The organism is Paenibacillus sp. GCM10027626 (genome assembly GCF_042676285.1).
In the GTDB taxonomy this organism is placed as follows: Bacteria; Bacillota; Bacilli; order Paenibacillales; family Paenibacillaceae; genus Paenibacillus_Z.
Window position 1 is genome coordinate 207,732 of record NZ_JBHTHC010000013.1, and the last position, 19,772, is coordinate 227,503.

Consider the following 19,772-nt stretch of genomic DNA (forward strand, 5'->3'; position numbering starts at 1 on the left):
AGATTGATGATGCTCTCGTTGGCTATGATCGCCAAAAATGAAGAACAATATTTGGATCGCTGCTTGAAAAGTGTCTCGACACTGGTCGACGAAATGATTGTAGTGGATACTGGATCTACGGATCGGACAAGAGAAATTGCACGGGACAATGGTGCAGTTGTATATGATTTTGAATGGTGTGATGATTTTTCGGCAGCGCGCAATTTCTCCATTGAGAAGACGAGCGGTGACTGGGTAGTAGTACTCGATGCAGATGAGTATTTTGCAGAGGATTACGCTGATGTTATTCGGGAATTTATCAGTCGCGGGCAACAAATTGGGCGATTCGAGTTCATTGCCCGATTCGTCAAGGATGGTTTGACGCAAAGCTCACAGTACAGCAGTTCGCGGTTATTTCCGCGTCATATCCGATATATGGGAAGAATTCATGAGCAGTTGGTGTCTGATCTGCCAAGATGTGATACAGGTGCACTGGTGATGCATGACGGGTATTACATGACAGAAAAATCGGAACGCAATATTAAATTGCTTCTGCAAGAGGTGAAGCAGCATCCGGGTGACCCGTATTTGTTGTTCCAATTGGGAAAGCAGTATCGCGGCAATAATGAGTATGAAGCAGCAGGAAATTATTTATTGGAAGCTTATCAAAATTTAAGTGGCCCCACTCCCTATGCTTTGGAGGTTATACTTGAACTTCTGGAAGTACTCACACATACCAAAAAATATGTGACAGCATTCGATTTAGTAGAGGGTCATGCAGAGTTGTTTGATACCTCGCCTGATTTTTGCTTTGCAACAGCGTTGTTTCTGCTAGATTACGCGATTGATACAAATGATCATTCTGTAATTGGGGATATTGAACAATGCTACCTAACCTGTCTGGAGATGGGCAAACATCAAGCAAAAGAAGTTGTAATAGGTACTTCTACATTTATGGCAGCATATAATCTGGCGGTCTTTTACGAAACGACCGGCCTGCAAGAAAAAGCGACTGAATACTACGTATTGTCGTCATCATACGGATTCGAACCTGCAAAAAAGAAATTGGAGGGATTATGATGAGAATATCAGGATTCGCCTCAGGGCTCGATATTGATGCAATGGTCAAAGAGCTGATGATTGCTAAACGAGCGCCGCTCAATAAATTAAATCAGCAAAAAAAGACATTGGAGTGGCAGCGCGAGCAGTATCGGGACATCAACATTAAGCTGATCGATTTTCGGAATAACAAGCTGTCTAATTATGGCTTGAGCGGCTCTCTCAGTGCCAAGCAAGTAAATGTGACGGGGAATTCAGGGGCTGTTTCGGCTAAAGCAACGGGTTCCGCTACATCAGGGAACATGACGGTTGAAGTTACAGAGCTTGCAACTGCCTCGACAGTCAAGAGTACGACCGGAATTGGAGCTGTGGACACAAGTAAGACACTTGGTGAATTGAAGCAGCTGGGGAAAATTAACTTTGATCTAGATACAGATAATAAAATAGTCATTAATATAAATGGAACCGACCTGAAATTCAATGAATCGGATACATTAGCTTCCGTCGTGACAACGATTAATTCCAGCACATCCGCCAACGTATTTTTTGATTACGCTACTGGTGGAATGTCAATGACTTCCAAAGAAAGCGGATTAGACAACAGTCTTAATTTTTCAGGGAAATTAATAGAAAGTTTCGTTAAAATGTCGGACGTAGTGGCCGGCAAGGATGCGCAGGTAGCCATCAACGGCATTTCGACAACCCGGTCCAGCAATACGTTTACAGAGAACGGCATCGAAATTACACTCAACGGCAAGACGAACGGAACAGCTGCAACCTTGAACGTTACGAGCAATACGGACAAAATCGTAGACAATATTAAATCCTTCATTAAAGATTACAATGAATTGCTCGATAGTCTAAACAGCAAGTTAGGCGAGGAACGGTTCAGAAAATATGCCCCTCTGACCGACGATCAGCGCAAAGAAATGAAAGAGGACGAAATCAAGCTGTGGGAAGATAAGGCGAAGAGCGGTTTGCTGCGCAATGATATTGCCCTTTCAACGCTGGCAACCAATATTCGTTTGAGCTCCATGACTAGTGTCAAGGTAGGGGGAACGGGAATTGATTTGTCATCGCTCGGAATTGAAACCGGCGAGTGGGGTGAGCGCGGCAAGCTGGTGCTGAAGAATGAAGACAAGCTGCGCGCCGCTATTGAGGCCAACCCGGAGCAAGTGATGAAGTTCTTTACTCAGCAATCGACTGAAACGGATGCGTCTAAAAAAAATACGCCGACAGATCCGGAAGCAGGGCTGTTTAATCGTCTATCGAAAGCAGTAATGACGGCAATTGAAGGGCTGGCTGAAAAAGCGGGCACACCTAAATTCAGCATGGATGAGAAGGCTACCTTTGCTCCAACCAGCTTAATCGGCAAAAACCTGCGCGATATTGATCTTCGCATCAGTACTGAAGCTGCACGCATGAAAATGTTGGAAACCAGCTATTATAAAAAATTTACAGCGATGGAGAAAGCGATTAACCGGTTTAATTCTCAGTCTTCTAGTTTATTTGGGGCAACGCAATAAGGAGTGATGAATGAGATGATAACACCATATCAGAAATACCAGCAATCCTCTGTACAGACGGCCTCCCCTGGAAAATTGACAATTATGCTATATGACGGTGCGATCCGATTTGTGAAACAAGGCGTTGAGGCTATTGAAAGCAAAGATATAGAAAAGGCTAATCATAATCTCATTAAAGCGCAAAATATTATTCATGAACTTGTTGCTTCACTAGACTTTCAATACCCAATTGCGGCAAATTTGAATCAAATCTATGAATATATGCTGCATCAGCTAATTACAGCTAATGTTCGCAAAAGCACGGCGCCTGCATTAGAAGTTTTGCAGCATTTGACTGATTTGAAGGAAGCGTGGATGATCGCTGAAAATCCGGCAGCGCAGACAAGGAAAGTCGAGCATGCATGAGCTCTTGCAAGCAGTGTTGCACGAGACGGAGCTCCTAAGCCGCCTTGAACAGACGGAGGACAACGATTATGAGCGATTCGAGCGGCTTGTCGATTTAAGACAAGCCCTCGTCGATCAAATCGCTGAGTACGGGAAGCTATTGCCTTCGCAAAAGCAAGCGGTTAAAGCAATTATGGAGTACGATTCTATCATCGTCCGGCATATGGAGCGGATGAAAGAAGAGGCGCAAGAGGGATTGCTGCGCATAAATAATGTCAAGAGGCAGAAGGCTGCATACGATAACTCAAGCGCTTATGATGCGATTATGTTTGACAAGCGAAACTGACAGATAGGACTGGGATGAAGATGGATAATAAAACACTTATGCCTGCATATATGCGTGAATTCAAATGTATCGGCGCTGAGTGTGAGGATACCTGCTGTGCATTGTGGTCGATTTGGGTCGATCAAGAGACCTTTATGAAGTACAAGCGCGTGGAGCATCCGACGCTTTCAGCACAGCTTAAAAGCGACGTGAAGGTGAATAAAGCGAATGAGCGCACAAAATCGAACTATGCAGTTATGAAGCTGAACCAAAAGACAGGGGCTTGCTGCTTCTATGCGGATGGGCTTTGCTCCATTCAAAAAGAGCTGGGCGAAGCTTATTTATCGCAAACTTGCGCAACCTATCCGCGCACGGTGAATGAAATCGCAGGAAAACAAGAGGTATCAGCAGTCTTATCATGCCCTGAGGCTGCCAGAATAGCTTTGCTTAACCCGGAAGGTATTGATTTCGTTTATGAGGAGCCGCTTACCGCCACAAATTTGCAGTGGTCTGCGCGGGTCAACCCGAAACAAACTGAAGCATCGCCACAATATAAGCAGTTTTGGGAGCTGCGCGTGCTCGCCATTGAAATTATCCAAAACCGCCGGTTTTCTCTCCCGCACCGTTTTATGCAGCTGGCCGTGTTTGCCGATCGAGTCGACGATTCATTAAAAATCAACAAAGATTACCCGCTAACCCAATTAATTGATCAGTTTCGTATTGAGCTTTCCAGCGAGCAAGGAATTGCCGCTACCGCCATTTTTCCAGTTAATCATCAGTTTCAGCTCCGTTTTCTCAATGATCTGCTCCAGACAGTCATGATACAGAACTTATGGCACAATATACGTTATAAAGAATGTCTGGACGAATATATTGAAGGGATGCAAGCAGGCGGTAACGGAAGCTTAGATGAGTTGATTGAATACTATGACAGAATTTATGCTGAGTATTACCAACCTTTTGATGTCGAGCATGAATACATTATGGAAAACTATCTGGTAAACCAAATATACAACAGTATGTTCCCGCTGTCGGCAAATTCCAATATGTTTGGGTCTGTCCTGCAGTTAGGGATCTCGTATGCTTTAATACGGACGCATTTAATCGGCATGTCGGCTGTACATAGAGGATTGACCCCCGATCTGGCGATTAAGCTGGTGCAGTCCTTCACACGCAATTTTGAGCATGCCAAAAAATTCAAGCAAATTGTTAAAGACAAATGCAAAAACGAAAACATCGAGCTAGGCCATCTATCCTTGCTGATTATGCACTAACGATATGCTTGTTTGTCTCCGACAAATTTCGCTATTGATGTCGATATAAGTGGGATGAATTCGCTTACAAAATATCATTGACAATTATGTGAAAACGGTGGTATAGTCGATTTGTGAATCATACTAATGATTACACGCAGCTATTTGAAGATGAAGGGAATGTTCTGAATGCAAGGTAAAGTAAAATGGTTTAACGCAGAGAAAGGTTATGGATTCATCGAGACTGAGCAAGGCGGAGACGTATTTGTTCACTTCTCGGCAATTCAATCCGAAGGCTTCAAAACGCTGGAAGAAGGCCAATCTGTAGAATTCGACATCGTCGAAGGCGCTCGCGGTCCTCAAGCAGCTAACGTAGTCAAATTGTAATCATCGGCTGTTAAGCGGCCAACTTATAGATGGTTCACGCTTAACCACAGACATGACAAGAAGCAGCCCTGCGCAATCAGGGCTTTTTTTTTGTTATTCCGGAACAAGCTTAGCAGCCTGCGTCCAACATATCGTTCACATGGCTGCTACCATTCGGCCATACTTTCGCCATATAAATTGTCTGACAATTCGAAAAATACAGAAAATGTTTTGGCTGGGGTGCCCACTTATGATATAATAAGATTAAGTAAAGGAGGAGTGCCCCATGAAATACAATATTCGAGGTCAAAACATTCCAGTGACAGACGCCTTGCGCGATTTTGTCGAAAAGAAGCTCACCCGCCTGGAAAAGTATTTTGAAGCGCCGATCACCTCCGAGATCAATGTCACCATGTCCGTAACGAAGGGCATGCATACAGTTGAAGTGACAATCCCGCTGCCAGGACTGATGCTGCGGGCTGAAGAGAAGGGCGACGATATGTACGCTTCGATCGACCGTGTTGTGGACAAATTGGAGCGGCAAATTCGTAAGCATAAGACGAAGGTCAATCGCAAAGTACGCCAAGAGAGCGGCATTCGCACCTTATTTAAGGACGAAGGCGCTGCCGTCCAAGTTATGGATGAAGAGGACGATATGGAGCTGGTGCGTACAAAGCGCTTTACAATGAAGCCAATGGATGTGGAGGAAGCTATTCTCCAGATGAATATGGTCGGCCATTCATTCTTCGTATTCGCCAATTCTGCAACGAAGGAAGTAAATGTCGTCTATCGTCGCAGTGATGGTAAGTACGGACTTATTGAACAGGGCTGACTGCCAACTACACATAAGTGAACAATTGCCAGGGCGGTACTTCTTCCAAGAAGTGCTGCCCTTTTTAGATGGCGTTCTGAGGGTTGTTTACATTGCGAATAGCGTCGCAAACTGTTACAATTTATGCAAACAGGCTTATGCAGCGAAAGGGGAAGACCATGCTCGGACTTGTAAAGAAAATTTTCGGAGACGCTAACGAACGGGAAATAAAGCGTCTGCTGCGTATTGTAGACCAGATAAACGGATTGGAGTCGCAAATCTCCCAGCTTTCAGATGATGGCCTTCGTGAGAAGACGGTTGAATTCAGGGCGCGGATCGAGAAGGGCGAAGAACTGACGGATCTACTGCCGGAGGCATTTGCCGTCGTGCGTGAAGCTTCCAAGCGCGTCCTTGATAAAAGGCACTACGACGTTCAGCTAGTTGGCGGTATGGTGCTTCACGAAGGCAAGATCGCCGAGATGAAGACAGGGGAAGGCAAAACGCTTGTAGCGACACTGCCTGTATATTTGAATGCCCTGCTGGGCCGCGGTGTTCATGTTGTTACAGTCAATGATTATTTGGCGCAGCGGGACAGCGCACAGATGGGAGAGCTCTACAATTTCCTGGGCTTGACCGTTGGCTGTAACCTAAGCGGCTTATCCCATGAGGAGAAGCAGGAAGCTTACGCTTGCGATATTACGTATGGAACGAACAATGAGTACGGATTCGACTATTTGCGGGACAACATGGTGCTTTATAAAGAACAAATGGTTCAGCGTCCGCTTTACTTCTCTATTATTGACGAGGTGGATTCCATCTTAATCGATGAGGCGCGGACACCGCTGATTATTTCCGGACAAGCGGCCAAATCGACGGAGCTGTACTTCGCTGCGGACCGGTTTGTTAGCCGTCTGAAGGCGGAAGAGGATTATACGGTCGATATTAAAGTGCGAAGCGTAACGATGACCGAAGCGGGCGTCGAGAAGGCAGAGCGCGCTTTTGGCATTGAAAACTTGTTTGACCATGCGAACGTTACCCTCAATCATCATATCCAGCAAGCGCTCAAAGCTCACGTCATTATGAAACGTGACGTCGACTATGTCGTTCAGGATGATGAGGTTGTCATCGTCGACGAGTTTACGGGACGTCTCATGGCCGGCCGCCGTTACAGCGATGGCTTGCATCAGGCGATTGAAGCCAAGGAGCAGATGAAGGTTCAGAACGAAAGCATGACGCTGGCGACGATTACGTTCCAGAACTACTTCCGGATGTACCGCAAGCTGGCCGGTATGACAGGTACGGCGAAGACCGAGGAAGAAGAATTTAAGAAAATTTATGGTCTGGATGTTATTCAAGTGCCGACCAACCGTCCGAATATCCGCGTCGATTCACCTGATGTCGTTTATAAGACGGAGCTTGGCAAGTTCAAGGCGGTTGTGGAAGAAATCGTCCAGCGCCATGACAAAAATCAGCCGGTGCTTGTCGGTACGGTATCGATCGAAAATTCCGAGAAGATTTCCGACATGTTGAAGCGCCGCGGCGTTTCTCATAAAGTATTGAATGCCAAGTTCCACGCCGAGGAAGCGGAGATTGTATCCCGTGCCGGCCAGCCAAGCGCGGTCACGATTGCGACGAACATGGCTGGGCGCGGTACCGATATTTTGCTTGGCGACGGAGTGCCTGAGGTCGGGGGTCTTCATATTATCGGTACGGAGCGTCACGAAAGCCGGCGGATCGATAACCAGCTGCGCGGACGTGCAGGACGTCAGGGCGATCCGGGCTCATCGCAGTTCTATCTGTCGCTCGATGATGAATTAATGCGCCGCTTCGGCTCCGAGAACATTATGGGCATGATGGAGCGTCTCGGGTTTGAAGAGGATCAGCCGATCGAAAGCCGCTTGATCTCGCGCGCGGTCGAATCTGCGCAGAAGCGTGTAGAAGGCAACAACTTTGACCTGCGTAAAGTCGTCCTCCAATATGATGATGTCATGAATCAGCAGCGGGAAATCATCTACAAGCAGCGTCGCGAAGTGCTGCACTCCGACAATATTCGCGAAGAAGTCATTGAAATGATCAAGCCGATCATCGCCAATATTGTAGAAGTGCACTGCTCTGATGACGAAGTTCCGGAAAACTGGGAATACCAAGAGATCATCGATTTTGCACACGGTACATTCCTAAGCGAAGGTACGCTGACGAAGGATGATCTGTGGGGCAAAGAAAAAGAAGATATAATCGAGTTTTTGGAGAAGCGGGTAATGGAGCTGTACGATCAGCGCGAAGAGGAAATCGGCGTCGAGACGATGCGCGAGTTCGAGAAGGTTGTCGTCTTGCGTGCGGTCGATAGCAAGTGGATGGATCACATCGATGCGATGGATCAATTGCGTCAAGGTATCCATCTGCGGGCTTACGGCGGTACGGATCCGCTTCGTGAATATCAATTTGAAGGCTTCGAGATGTTCAAGGAAATGGTAATGAGCATCCAGGAGGAAGTTACAAAATATATTATGAAGGCGCATGTCGAGAGCAATCTGGAGCGCCAGGAAGTCGCAAAGGGGCAGACGGAGTCCGGAGGGAGCAGCGAGCCTCAGGTGAAACGCCCGGTTAAGCGCGACGAACGAATCGGCCGAAATGATCCATGTCCATGCGGCAGCGGCAAAAAGTATAAGCAATGCCACGGTGTGGAGTAAGCTATTCTTTCCGCCCGGCAGGCGATGCGAAACAGCATATTGAGGTGAAGCGGTAGTCATGATTGACGTAACGGTGAAGCAAGACCTGCGCGAGATGGCGAAGCGGCTCCAAGAACTCAGGGGGTCTCTTTGACTTAGATCTGAAGCAGGAATTAATTGAAAATTATGAAGTGAAAATGTCGGCGCCTGATTTTTGGGATGACAATGATCGGGCACAAGGCATCATTTCAGAGCTGAATGCGGTCAAATCAGTCGTCGAGCAATACCACCGGCTGGGCACGGAGCAGGATGATCTGCAAACGATGCTGGAGCTGGCGGAAGAAGAGGGCGACGAGTCGTTGGAAGCGGACATCGTGAATGGTGTAAACGAACTTGTGCGCAAGGTCGGCGAATTTGAGCTGCAGCTGCTGCTGAATCAGCCATACGACAAGCTGAATGCGATTTTGGAGCTGCATCCGGGAGCGGGCGGCACCGAGTCGCAGGATTGGGCGCAGATGCTCTACCGGATGTATACGCGCTGGGCGGAGAAGCGGGGTTACAAAGTTGAATTGCTGGATTACTTGCCTGGCGATGAGGCCGGAATCAAGAGTGTGACGATTATGATCAAGGGGTTTAATGCCTATGGCTATCTGAAAGCTGAAAAGGGCGTTCATCGGCTTGTACGGATCTCGCCTTTTGATTCTTCAGGCAGACGGCATACCTCCTTTGTATCCTGCGACGTGATGCCGGAAATCGTCGATGATGTCGAGATCGAAATCCGCTCTGAGGATTTGAAGGTTGATACGTATCGCGCGAGCGGCGCGGGCGGCCAGCACGTCAACAAGACGGAATCGGCCATTCGGATTACTCATATCCCGACTGGAATTGTAGTGTCGTGCCAAACGCAGCGCTCGCAGATCCAGAACCGGGAAAGCGCAATGACGATGCTGCGTTCGAAGCTCTATGAGCGTAAAATTGAAGAACAGGAAAAGCAGCTGGCGGAAATTCGCGGCGAGCAAAGCGATATTGCATGGGGAAGCCAGATTCGTTCCTATGTATTCCATCCATACAATATGGTAAAGGATCACCGGACGTCGGTGGAGACAGGCAATGTCGGCTCGGTCATGGATGGCGACTTGGATATGTTTATTGACGGATATTTGCGCAGCCAAATCCGCCATGAGTAAAAAGGCGATTTCTCCAGCTTTTTGGTATCGCGGAGAAGGGTTCCTACACGATAAAGTGTGGGAACTCTTTTGATTTTATAGAATTTATAAGTTTCACTCGATAAATTCTATAAAATTTCGGGGGAAGAAACTTGCCTCGCGTCAAGGACGGCGTCAGCCGTTTCTTCTCAATTTTATAGAATTTATAAGTTTCACTCGGCAAATTCTATAAAATTTCAGGGGAAGAAACTTGCCTCGCGCCAAGGACGGCGTCAGCCGTTTCTTCTTACTTAAATGAATGGTTGAATTGTATTGTATTTTTATTAGTATAAACGTATAATAATACAAAGTCCTGACTATTTCCTCCGCTCTCCGGTTCGTGTAAAATGAATAGTTAGGAAGTTCATCGATAGGAGTAGACGGCTAATGAGTGAAAAGGTAGGAGTGGCAATCGTCGGATCTACAGGATACGGCGGTGTAGAATTGATTCGGCTGCTGGCATCGCATCCTAAGGCGGAAGTGACATCGGTTATTTCTTCATCCAGTGCGGGTGAATTGATTGCGGATGGCTATCCGCATTTGACAGAAATTTGTACGGATGCGCTGGATGGCGTAGATCCGGCATTAATAAAGAGCAAAGCGGATGTTGTCTTTCTCGCGACTCCGGCAGGGGTAGCTTCCAAGCTGGCCCCGGCTTATCTTGAAGCGGGATTGAAGGCTATTGATATATCAGGCGATTACCGGTTAAGGTCGCGTGAACAATATGAGGCATGGTACAAGAAAGAAGCGGCGCCTCAAGAATATATCGATCGGGCTGTATACGGTCTGGCGGAGATTTATGGCGATCGGGTGCGCGGCGCGGATTTTATATCGAATCCGGGATGCTATCCGACGGCGACGCTGCTCGGTTTGCTGCCGGCGATTAAGGCCGGTTATATCGATCCGGCTACGATCATTATCGATGCCAAGTCCGGGGTGTCCGGAGCTGGGCGCGGTGCAAGCTTAGGGACTCATTATTCGGAGCTTAATGAAAACTTCAAAGCTTATAAACTGAATAAGCATCAACACATACCGGAGATCGAACAGACCTTGTCCGACATTGCGGGACATCCGGTCGTTACAACGTTTACGACGCATCTTGTGCCGATGACACGGGGCATTATGAGCACGATGTACGCTACCGTGAAAGACGGGCGTACGACGGAAGATTTTATTTCCCTGTACCGCAATTTTTATGAGGGCCGGAAGTTTGTCCGGGTTCGCAAGGCTGGTGTATGGCCAGGTACGAAAGAAGTGTGGGGCTCAAATTATTGCGATATCGGCTTCGATGTAGATGACCGTACCGGACGGGTGACGATTGTATCCGTCATCGATAATTTGGTAAAAGGCGCCTCCGGCCAAGCGATTCAAAACTTGAATCTGATGATGGGCTGGGATGAGACGCTCGGACTTCATTTTGTACCGGCATATCCATAAGCAATTATATGTATTGTATTATTGATCGAAGGGGAAGCGATGTGACATGGAGCAAGAACAAGTGGAGGGCTCGGCGTTTACAGTTTTGCCGGAAGGCTCGATAACGACGCCGCGCGGATTCAAGGCGGCAGGAGTGCACTGCGGGCTTAAAAAGGCAGAGCGCCATGACATTGGCGCCATTGTATGTGAAGTGCCGGCAGCGGCTGCAGGCGTCTACACGACCAATGTATTTCAGGCGGCGCCGATTAAAGTGACACGGGAGAGCGTGGCGGCAGGCAGCGGCTTGCGCGCCGTTATCGTTAATAGCGGCAATGCCAATGCTTGTACAGGGAAGCAGGGCGAGGACGATGCCTATGCGATGCGCAATGAGTTCGCGGCGGCAATTGGCGTAGCGGCAGAGCAGGTTGCAGTAGCTTCGACGGGCGTAATCGGCGAGCTGCTGAAGATGGATAAAGTGAGGCAAGGCATTGCGGCATTGCCGGGGCGCCTGGCAGCTTCTTACGAAGCCAGCGACGACTTTTGCCAGGCGATTTTAACTACTGATCTGGTAAAGAAAGAGGTTTGTGTCGCCGTTGACATAGATGGCAAAACCGTTCATATCGCCGGCGCGTCCAAAGGCTCCGGCATGATTCATCCGAATATGGCGACAATGCTAGGCTTTGTGACGACAGATGCGGCTGTTGACCACGATGCGCTGCAGCAGGCGCTGCGGCAAATTACTAATTTGACTTTTAATATGATTACCGTAGACGGCGATACAAGCACGAATGATATGCTTATAGCTATGGCAAGCGGCTTGGCCGGCAATTCGCAGTTGACGCAGGAGCATCCTGATTGGCCGGCATTTGTTGCAGGCTTGCGGTATGTATGTGAAGTTTTGGCGAAGGCGATCGCCCGCGACGGAGAAGGCGCCACCAAGCTTGTGGAGGTACAAGTGCGCGGTGCAGTATCCGATGAGGCGGCTCAAGCAATTGCGAAGACTGTCATCGGTTCCTCCCTGGTCAAATCGGCGATGTTTGGCGCCGATGCCAACTGGGGGCGCGTCATTGCAGCAGTAGGGCGTTCCGGCCAGCCGGTTAACCCGGAGACGGTAGATATTCGTCTGGGCACGATTGCGACGCTTGAACAATCTCGTCCGGTCGCATTTGATGAGGAAGAGGCCTTGGCCTACTTGAAGGGCGATACGGTCGTGATTGGCGTTGATTTGCATATGGGAGAAGGAGCGGCTACGGCATGGGGCTGCGATCTGACCTACGACTATGTGCGCATCAATGCAGCTTATCGTACTTAATGCGTTGAAAGGGAAGGACAAGAGATGGAACAACGGTTTGTAATGAAATGCGGCGGCAGTACGCTTGCTGCATTGCCGGCGTCGTTTTTTGCCGATTTGCGCTCCCTGCAGGAGCAGGGCATCAAGCCGGTCATCGTCCATGGCGGCGGCCCGGCGATATCGGAGACGCTTGATAAGCTTGGCATTGCCAGCGAATTTGTGAACGGGCTGCGCAAAACGAGCGAAGCGGTTCTCGATGTCGTGGAGATGGTGCTGGCCGGCAAGATCAATAAAGAGATTGTGCGCCGCATGCAGCAAGGCGGGGCGAAGGCGATCGGACTTTCCGGCGTAGACGGGCAGCTGATTGCAGCAGAGCCTGTAGCCAATGCGGCTGAGATCGGTCATGTGGGCGATGTAACGGCTGTGAATGCGGATATTGTTGAAGGCATTATGAATATGGGTTTTATACCGGTTATCGCCCCTGTAGGCATCGATAGCGCAGGCCAGCGTTACAACATAAATGCCGATACGGCTGCCGGCGCTGTAGCTTCACATTTGGGTGTAGAGCGGATGATCGTTGTCACCGATGTGCCGGGCATTATGAAGACGGTCGATGGGGAGAAACGGGTACTTCCTGCAGTGACGGTTGCTAAGATTGAAGCGATGATCCAAAGCGGGGAAATTTATGGCGGCATGATCCCGAAGGTTCGTGCAGCGATTAAATGTATTCAAGGACGGGTGCGCGAGGTCGTCATCGTCAGCGGCGATGAGCCGAATGTGCTGAGCAAGGCGGTGCTTGAAGGCGGGATCGGTACGCGCATCGTGCAGGAATAGACAGCGGTTTTGCATTTATGGTGAGAGAGGTGACTTTTGATGAGCGAAGCTAATCAAGGCAGTTCTTTGTTTCCAAACTATGCCAGATACCCGATCGCGATCGTTAAAGGGGAAGGCAGCTGGCTTTGGGACGATAAAGGAAAAAAATATTTGGATTTTGTCAGCGGCATAGCAGTTACCAATTTGGGGCACGCGCCGCATCGCATTAAAGAAGCGCTTGTAAAGCAGCTGGATGAATTATGGCATGTATCGAATTTATACCAAATTCCCAATCAGGAAGCTGCCGCTAAATTGCTGACTGACAACAGCTGTGCGGATGCCGTGTTCTTCTGCAACTCGGGAGCTGAGGCGAACGAAGCGGCTATCAAGCTGGCGCGCCGCTACCATCAGAAAATCGCTGAAACCGGCCGGTATGAAATCATTTCCTTCTACCAATCCTTCCATGGACGGACATTAGCGACATTGACAGCTACCGGCCAGGATAAGGTGAAGGAAGGCTTTGCCCCGCTGCCGGAAGGCTTCAAGCATGTGCCGCTGAATGATATTCCAGCGCTGGAAGCAGCGATTACGGACAAAACTGCGGCTATTATGCTTGAGATGGTGCAGGCGGAGGGCGGCATTCATCCGGTGGACGAAGCGTTTGTCCAGCATATTGCCAAGTTGTGCAAGGAGCAAGGCATCCTGCTGATCATCGACGAAATTCAGACAGGCATGGGACGCACGGGCAAGCTGTTTGCATATGAGCACTATGGCATTGAACCGGACATTTTTACACTGGCAAAAGGTATCGGCAGCGGTTTCCCTGTAGGAGCTACGCTGGCGAAGGGCTATTTGGCAGAAGCGTTTGGACCAGGCAGCCATGGCTCGACGTTTGGCGGCACGCCGCTTGCTACAGCCGCTGTAAAAGCGACGGTAGAAACAATTGTAGGCGAGAAGCTTGCCGAGCGCGCCGCAGACATGGGACAATATCTGATGGGCCGTCTGCAGGATCAGCTTGGCGCTCATCCGTCAGTCGTGGAAGTTCGCGGCAAAGGACTTATTATCGGTATTGAATGCACAGAGCCGGTAGCCAGTGTCGTCAGCGAAGCGCAGCAGCGCGGCTTGCTTATTTTGACAGCAGGTCCGAATGTGATTCGCCTGCTTCCTAATTTGCTTGTTTCGCGGGAAGAGGCTGATCTTGCCGTTACGATTTTGAGTAGTATTTTTGCAGAGCGGACAGCTGCTGTCTAAAAGAAGGGAGCTTGATCTACACGATGCTGAATGTTAAAGAAGAGTTGGCGCTGAATTTAAAAGGCCGCGATTTTATCGCCCTTGTTGACTATACACCTGAAGAAGTTCGTTATTTGATCGATCTGGCGATCGATCTTAAGAAGAAGCAAAAGGCGGGAGAAATTTATCATCCGCTCAAAGGCAAAACATTGGGCATGATTTTTGAAAAGTCCTCTACACGCACGCGCGTTTCATTTGAAGTTGGCATCTATCAGCTTGGCGGGCAAGGGCTGTTTCTGAGCGGAAATGATCTGCAAATTGGCCGCGGAGAGACGATTTGGGATACGGCCCAGACGTTATCGCGTTATTTGGACGGTATTATGATCCGCACTTATGCGCACCGCACAGTCATAGAATTGGCCCGCGGCGCGACGGTTCCCGTGATCAACGGCTTGACGGATACGAATCATCCTTGCCAGGCGCTGTGCGATTATCAGACGATTCTGGAGCATAAAGGCCGCCTGGAAGGACTGAAGATGGCCTATGTCGGAGACGGCAACAATATGGTTCACTCTCTGATGATGGGAGCGGCGAAGCTGGGCGTTAATTTGTCGGTGGCTACACCTGAAGGCTATGAGCCGTCTGCGGATATCATTCGTCAAACGGAAGAGGCAGCGGCGGAAACGGGCGCCAAAATTGGCGTTTACCGCGATCCGAAAGAAGCGATCGCCGATGCGGATGTCGTCTATACGGACGTATGGGCCAGCATGGGCTTCGAGAGCGAGCAAAAAGAACGCGAGCTTGCTTTCGCTAATTACCAAGTGAATGAAGAATTGACCAAATATGCGAAGAAAGATTTTCTGTTTATGCACTGTCTGCCGGCGCATCGCGGCGAAGAAGTGAGCGAGGGCGTTATCGACGGCCCGCACTCCATCATTTTCGATCAGGCGGAAAATCGCCTGCACGCGCAAAAGGCAATTATGGCAGCAATCATGTAAGGGAAGATTCGCATGCGTGCGGCAGCGGAAAATGATTTTATTTGATAAGGAGAATGGCGAATTATGGCAAAGGAAAAAATCGTATTGGCCTATTCTGGCGGGCTGGATACATCTGTTATTTTAAAATGGCTTAAAGAAACCTACGATGCGGAAATTATTGCTTTTACAGCTGATATCGGCCAAAAGGAGGAGCTGGACGGCTTGGAAGAAAAAGCGCTGGCAACAGGCGCTTCCAAAGTGTACATCGACGATTTGCGCGATGAGTTTGCTAAAGACTTCATCTACCCGATGTTCCAGGCCGGCGCTCTGTATGAAGGGCAATATTTGCTGGGCACATCGATCGCCCGTCCGCTGATCGCGAAAAGAATGGTAGAAATCGCCCGCGCTGAAGGGGCAACTGCAATTGCCCATGGCGCTACAGGCAAAGGCAACGACCAGGTCCGTTTTGAGCTTGCGGCGGCGGCAATCGCGCCGGAAATTGCCGTAATCGCTCCATGGCGGAGCGAAGAGTTCCGTACGCAGTTCCCGGGACGTGCGGAGATGATCGCTTACGCGGAGAAGCATGGCATTCCGGTTCAGGCGTCGGCTGCCAAACCATACTCGATGGACCGCAATCTGCTGCATATCAGCTTTGAGAGCGGCATGCTGGAAGATCCTTGGTTCGATCCAAGCGCTGAAGAGAATAAAGGCATGTATGTACTGAGCGTTGCGCCGGAGGATGCACCGGATCAAGCCGAATATATTGAGCTGACCTTTGAAGCCGGAAACTGCGTCGCGATCAATGGCGAGCAGTTGAACCCGCTTGCAGTGATGGAAAAGCTGAATGAGCTGGGCGGCAAGCACGGTATCGGCCGGGTAGATATGGTGGAGAACCGTTTTGTCGGCATGAAGAGCCGCGGCGTATATGAGACGCCAGGCGGTACGATTCTATTTACTGCTCACCGCAAAATGGAATCTTTGACGATGGACCGCGACGTCATGCATCTGCGCGACTCGCTCATTTCCAAATATGCAACGCTCGTCTACAACGGTTTCTGGTTTGCGCCAGAGCGTCTCGCATTGCAGGCGCTGGTAAGCGAAAGCCAGAAAAACGTAACCGGCGTCGTGCGCCTGAAGCTGTATAAAGGCAATGTTATCGGCGCTGGCGTGAAGAGTCCGGTCAGCTTGTATAATCCTGACATCGCTACGATGGAAGCTGATCCGTCACAAGCTTACGACCAAGGCGACGCGACGGGCTTCATTCATCTGAATGCGCTGCGCCTGAAAGTATCGGCCGGAGTAGAGCAAAGCAGAAAATAGTATTGGCGATAAGGCCCTGGCTGGAAATGCCGGGGCCTAACGCCTGTCATAAAGGAGCGGTAAGTGATGAGCAAGCTTTGGGGAGGCCGGTTTACGAAAAAAACCGACCAGCTGGTAGAAGAATACACAGCGTCAATTACGTTTGATAAAGAATTGGCGGAAGAGGATATTCAAGGCAGTCTGGCCCATGTAACGATGCTGGGCAAGCAGGGCATTTTGCCGGCTGCCGATGTAGAGACGATCAAGGACGGGTTGCATCGCGTCCTGCAAAAAATCAAACGTGGAGAAATGGAATATTCGATCGCAGACGAAGATATTCATATGAATATTGAGAAAACCCTCATCGATGAAATCGGCCCGGTAGGGGGTAAGCTGCATACCGGCCGCAGCCGCAATGACCAGGTGGCGACGGATATGCATCTGTATCTGCGCAAGCGCGTTGTTGAATTTGTAGGGCTTCTGCAAAAGCTGCAGGATGCGCTGATCCAGCAGGCTAAAGAAAATCTCGATACGATTTTGCCGGGATATACTCATTTGCAGCGGGCGCAGCCGATTTTGTTCGCCCATCACATGATGGCTTATGTGTCGATGTTTGGCCGCGATATCGAGCGGCTGCAGGACAGCTATAAAAGAATTAATATGCTGCCGCTGGGAGCGGGAGCGCTTGCCGGCACGACGTTTCCGATCGACCGCCATTTCGTGGCCAGCCAGTTGAATTTCGACCGTGTCTATGAGAACAGCCTTGATGCTGTCAGCGATCGCGATTTTATCCTTGAATTTTTATCGCATGCTTCGATCATCATGATGCATCTGTCGCGCCTGAGCGAAGAGCTGATTATGTGGTCCAGCACCGAGTTCCACTTTGTTGAGCTCGACGATGCGTTCTGCACGGGCAGCAGCATTATGCCGCAGAAGAAAAATCCGGACGTGCCGGAGCTTGTCCGCGGCAAGACTGGACGCGTATACGGCAATTTGACCGGTCTGCTAACGGTGCTGAAGTCGCTGCCGTTAGCGTACAACAAAGATATGCAGGAAGATAAGGAAGGCATGTTCGATACCGTTCGCACGCTGCAAGGGGCGCTGCAGCTGTTCGCGCCGATGATTGCCACGATGAAAGTGAACAAGGACCGGATGCGCCAGGCTGTAAACCAGGACTTCTCCAATGCGACCGATATCGCCGATTTCCTCGTCGGCAAAGGCCTGCCCTTCCGTCAGGCGCATGAAGTCATCGGTAAAACGGTGCTTTATTGCATTCAACAGGGCAAATATTTGCTTGATTTGACGTTGGATGAGTTCAAACAGTTCTCGACGCTGTTTGACGAGCGGATCTACAGCGTGCTGCAGCCGGAGCAGGTTGTCGATGCGCGCAATGTATATGGCGGTACAGCCCGCCCGCAAGTTTCGGATGCCATTGCCAGAGCAGAGGAGCAATCCGCCCAAACGGCTGCCTGGGCTGAAGAATATACAAAGCGGAGCCAGTAATCCATTTACACAAAAAGCTTGTCTGATCAGCCGCAGCATACGCTGCCGCGGAAGCAGACAAGCTTTTTTTCATCTGCTGACGCCATCCTCGATTAATGCTTTTTGCTTAGCGGCATTGTACGGGGCGGGGGCAGCATCGTTAGTTTCCCCTGCCGCAACGCCGAATACAGAGGGCTGAGCTTTATAGGTGTCGCGGGAAATGCGCTGCCGCGAAACCGCTTTTCCGTTACGGAACAAAGTACGGTACGTTTCTACTACATACCCCGGTTTGCCTGGAGTCAGTAAAACTTTGCCGCCGGGCTGTACGGCAGCCGAGACGACTGTTTTCTCCGGAGGGGGCACGACTTCGACGGTTTTCGAGTCCAGCTTGTAAGTTTCATTGGCAGGCATTGTGCCAAACAGCTTCACAGTCAGCGTGCGGCCGATAACTTCTGTGCGAATGAGCAAGTATTTTCCCGTCGTATTTCTAAAACGAAAATTGATCGCGCCTTCAGCGAAGGTGGCGTCTCTGCCTTTAGGCAAATAAGAGACGGGCAGTGAATGGTTGCGCCGTTCTGTCATGCTCAATCCGGCATAAAGCGCAGCATTGTACAAGGTGCTCGATACTTGGCAAATTCCGCCGCCGACCCCTGGAACGAGCTCGCCATTCACGATGACGGGGGCCTCTTGAAAGCCATACTTCTCGCGCGTTGCCTCCACTACTTTGCCGTAATCAAAAAGCTCGTCAGGGGCAAGCAGCCAATCATGCAAGGTGTTGGCCGCCGCTGTGACGTTATGAATGCGGCCGCTATCGCTTGTACTGAAATCAGTCGAGAATGAGGCAATCATTCGATCGATTCCCTGGTCCTTTAACCGCTTCAATGTAAACTCCGGATGGACCGCAGTAAGAGGCAATGTAAGGTGCAGCGGAACATCGGGCTTCCCCCATTGCTTAGCCAGCGCATGCTCCGCGGCCTTGAGCGCATTGTTGAATAATGCGGCGATATTTAGACGGTAAGCATCCTGATGAGAGGTGTAATGGACCGTATTATTTACCGATATAGTACGTATAGCATTAATCGGCTTAGTCTTATCAATGTACCCCCATTGCTTGCGGATCGCCGCTTCAAATTTTTGAGCGTCCCATGTAATATGTACGTTTAATTGATCGGGAAACTTCCAGCGATGCATGGAGCGATTCATTACAGAGCCTTTCGTTAATTCCATTATTGTGTTTTTCGCATCGTCAAAGTCGATTTGCAGTCCGAGCTCGGCAAGTGTCCACGTTTTTTGTGCAACCGCGGTATTCGGCGCTTCAATCGTTAACGGCGTATCCAGTATGGCTTGGGCGCTGGCAGCCAGCGCGGCTAATGCGGCGGTGACAGGGAGCCCCCCTAAAGAGAGGGGGCGGATGTTATGCAGCACATCGCCTGCCGGAGCTGCTCCATCATGATTGCCTGTTGTTGCATGTACGCCCTCCGGTACTGTATCCCGTTGTGAAAATACCCATATTAACCCCCAGGCGGTAGAAAGGATAAGCAGCACGGCGGCGGCAATAATCCACCAGAATAACAAGCGTTTCATCGTCTATAATCACCTACTTTTTGCTGCTGTTCTTCATGTATATGCATGGAAGGCAAGCCATATTTGTTTATTCGTCCATCTGACAAAAATAGCGAAAAAACGC

Annotated in this window: 17 protein-coding genes; 16 read left to right on the top strand and 1 reads right to left on the bottom strand. The window is 49.7% G+C overall.

Annotated elements, in window-relative coordinates; genetic code table 11:
- The first annotated feature begins 6 nt into the window (after positions 1–6).
- The 16 genes from ACFQ0N_RS23890 to argH all read left to right on the top strand — a co-directional run bounded on the left by ACFQ0N_RS23890 (position 7) and on the right by argH (position 18,106).
- The gene (locus ACFQ0N_RS23890) at positions 7–1,059 is read left to right on the top strand and encodes a tetratricopeptide repeat-containing glycosyltransferase family 2 protein (protein ID WP_379330975.1); all 1,053 of its coding nucleotides are present in this window, start codon (positions 7–9) and stop codon (positions 1,057–1,059) included.
- Complete coding sequence (gene fliD / locus ACFQ0N_RS23895; RefSeq protein ID WP_379330977.1) at positions 1,059–2,564, top strand: flagellar filament capping protein FliD; 1,506 nt, start codon at positions 1,059–1,061, stop codon at positions 2,562–2,564. The genes ACFQ0N_RS23890 and fliD overlap by 1 nt, the downstream gene beginning before the upstream one ends.
- Before the next feature lie 15 nt (positions 2,565–2,579).
- A complete protein-coding gene (gene fliS, locus ACFQ0N_RS23900) occupies positions 2,580–2,969 on the top strand; it encodes a flagellar export chaperone FliS (RefSeq protein WP_379330979.1) in 390 nt (129 codons plus the stop codon).
- Entirely contained in the window at positions 2,962–3,294 is a 333-nt protein-coding gene (fliT, locus tag ACFQ0N_RS23905; protein WP_379330981.1) for a flagellar protein FliT, read from the top strand. The genes fliS and fliT overlap by 8 nt, the downstream gene beginning before the upstream one ends.
- Positions 3,295–3,314: 20 nt before the next feature.
- Complete coding sequence (gene fliB, locus ACFQ0N_RS23910) at positions 3,315–4,547, top strand: flagellin lysine-N-methylase (RefSeq protein WP_379330983.1); 1,233 nt, start codon at positions 3,315–3,317, stop codon at positions 4,545–4,547.
- A 168-nt stretch (positions 4,548–4,715) separates the two neighbouring features.
- Positions 4,716–4,913, top strand: a complete 198-nt coding sequence (locus tag ACFQ0N_RS23915; protein ID WP_028599014.1) for a cold-shock protein — start codon at positions 4,716–4,718, stop codon at positions 4,911–4,913.
- 265 nt (positions 4,914–5,178) lie between these two features.
- The gene (hpf, locus tag ACFQ0N_RS23920; RefSeq protein WP_379330986.1) at positions 5,179–5,724 is read left to right on the top strand and encodes a ribosome hibernation-promoting factor, HPF/YfiA family; all 546 of its coding nucleotides are present in this window, start codon (positions 5,179–5,181) and stop codon (positions 5,722–5,724) included.
- Between the two features lie 158 nt (positions 5,725–5,882).
- Positions 5,883–8,393 (top strand): preprotein translocase subunit SecA, encoded by a 2,511-nt coding sequence (gene secA / locus ACFQ0N_RS23925; protein WP_379330988.1) that lies wholly within the window; start codon positions 5,883–5,885, stop codon positions 8,391–8,393.
- Between the two features lie 58 nt (positions 8,394–8,451).
- A protein-coding gene (gene prfB, locus ACFQ0N_RS23930; protein ID WP_379330990.1) for a peptide chain release factor 2 occupies positions 8,452–9,559 on the top strand; the annotation gives its coding sequence in 2 pieces (ribosomal slippage) (positions 8,452–8,523 and positions 8,525–9,559; 1,107 coding nt in all).
- Between the two features lie 405 nt (positions 9,560–9,964).
- Positions 9,965–11,014 carry an N-acetyl-gamma-glutamyl-phosphate reductase gene (argC, locus tag ACFQ0N_RS23935; RefSeq protein WP_379330992.1) on the top strand — a complete coding sequence of 350 codons (1,050 nt, stop codon included), beginning with the start codon at positions 9,965–9,967 and terminating at the stop codon, positions 11,012–11,014.
- Positions 11,015–11,060: 46 nt separating this feature from the next.
- The gene (gene argJ, locus ACFQ0N_RS23940) at positions 11,061–12,305 is read left to right on the top strand and encodes a bifunctional glutamate N-acetyltransferase/amino-acid acetyltransferase ArgJ (RefSeq protein WP_379330994.1); all 1,245 of its coding nucleotides are present in this window, start codon (positions 11,061–11,063) and stop codon (positions 12,303–12,305) included.
- 24 nt (positions 12,306–12,329) lie between these two features.
- Positions 12,330–13,118, top strand: a complete 789-nt coding sequence (argB, locus tag ACFQ0N_RS23945) for an acetylglutamate kinase (protein WP_379330996.1) — start codon at positions 12,330–12,332, stop codon at positions 13,116–13,118.
- Between the two features lie 39 nt (positions 13,119–13,157).
- Positions 13,158–14,348, top strand: coding sequence for an acetylornithine transaminase (locus tag ACFQ0N_RS23950; RefSeq protein WP_379330998.1), 1,191 nt, complete (start codon positions 13,158–13,160; stop codon positions 14,346–14,348).
- 23 nt (positions 14,349–14,371) lie between these two features.
- On the top strand, positions 14,372–15,325 hold the full coding sequence (argF, locus tag ACFQ0N_RS23955; RefSeq protein ID WP_379331000.1) for an ornithine carbamoyltransferase: 954 nt from the start codon (positions 14,372–14,374) through the stop codon (positions 15,323–15,325).
- A gap of 63 nt (positions 15,326–15,388) precedes the next feature.
- The gene (locus ACFQ0N_RS23960) at positions 15,389–16,624 is read left to right on the top strand and encodes an argininosuccinate synthase (protein WP_379331002.1); all 1,236 of its coding nucleotides are present in this window, start codon (positions 15,389–15,391) and stop codon (positions 16,622–16,624) included.
- A gap of 66 nt (positions 16,625–16,690) precedes the next feature.
- A complete protein-coding gene (gene argH, locus ACFQ0N_RS23965) occupies positions 16,691–18,106 on the top strand; it encodes an argininosuccinate lyase (RefSeq protein ID WP_379331004.1) in 1,416 nt (471 codons plus the stop codon).
- A 69-nt stretch (positions 18,107–18,175) separates the two neighbouring features.
- Here argH and ACFQ0N_RS23970 read toward each other — a convergent pair whose 3' ends face one another.
- On the bottom strand, positions 18,176–19,669 hold the full coding sequence (locus ACFQ0N_RS23970; protein WP_379331006.1) for a VanW family protein: 1,494 nt from the start codon (positions 19,667–19,669) through the stop codon (positions 18,176–18,178).
- Positions 19,670–19,772: the final 103 nt, after the last annotated feature.

What these genes read in the sequence shown, in the direction of transcription:
- ACFQ0N_RS23890 (WP_379330975.1), top strand. Translation starts at nt 7, where the DNA reads ATGATGCTCTCGTTGGCTATGATCGCCAAAAATGAAGAACAATATTTG.
- fliD (WP_379330977.1), top strand. Translation starts at nt 1,059, where the DNA reads ATGAGAATATCAGGATTCGCCTCAGGGCTCGATATTGATGCAATGGTC.
- fliS (WP_379330979.1), top strand. Translation starts at nt 2,580, where the DNA reads ATGATAACACCATATCAGAAATACCAGCAATCCTCTGTACAGACGGCC.
- fliT (WP_379330981.1), top strand. Translation starts at nt 2,962, where the DNA reads ATGCATGAGCTCTTGCAAGCAGTGTTGCACGAGACGGAGCTCCTAAGC.
- fliB (WP_379330983.1), top strand. Translation starts at nt 3,315, where the DNA reads ATGGATAATAAAACACTTATGCCTGCATATATGCGTGAATTCAAATGT.
- ACFQ0N_RS23915 (WP_028599014.1), top strand. Translation starts at nt 4,716, where the DNA reads ATGCAAGGTAAAGTAAAATGGTTTAACGCAGAGAAAGGTTATGGATTC.
- hpf (WP_379330986.1), top strand. Translation starts at nt 5,179, where the DNA reads ATGAAATACAATATTCGAGGTCAAAACATTCCAGTGACAGACGCCTTG.
- secA (WP_379330988.1), top strand. Translation starts at nt 5,883, where the DNA reads ATGCTCGGACTTGTAAAGAAAATTTTCGGAGACGCTAACGAACGGGAA.
- argC (WP_379330992.1), top strand. Translation starts at nt 9,965, where the DNA reads ATGAGTGAAAAGGTAGGAGTGGCAATCGTCGGATCTACAGGATACGGC.
- argJ (WP_379330994.1), top strand. Translation starts at nt 11,061, where the DNA reads ATGGAGCAAGAACAAGTGGAGGGCTCGGCGTTTACAGTTTTGCCGGAA.
- argB (WP_379330996.1), top strand. Translation starts at nt 12,330, where the DNA reads ATGGAACAACGGTTTGTAATGAAATGCGGCGGCAGTACGCTTGCTGCA.
- ACFQ0N_RS23950 (WP_379330998.1), top strand. Translation starts at nt 13,158, where the DNA reads ATGAGCGAAGCTAATCAAGGCAGTTCTTTGTTTCCAAACTATGCCAGA.
- argF (WP_379331000.1), top strand. Translation starts at nt 14,372, where the DNA reads ATGCTGAATGTTAAAGAAGAGTTGGCGCTGAATTTAAAAGGCCGCGAT.
- ACFQ0N_RS23960 (WP_379331002.1), top strand. Translation starts at nt 15,389, where the DNA reads ATGGCAAAGGAAAAAATCGTATTGGCCTATTCTGGCGGGCTGGATACA.
- argH (WP_379331004.1), top strand. Translation starts at nt 16,691, where the DNA reads ATGAGCAAGCTTTGGGGAGGCCGGTTTACGAAAAAAACCGACCAGCTG.
- ACFQ0N_RS23970 (WP_379331006.1), bottom strand. Translation starts at nt 19,669, where the DNA reads ATGAAACGCTTGTTATTCTGGTGGATTATTGCCGCCGCCGTGCTGCTT.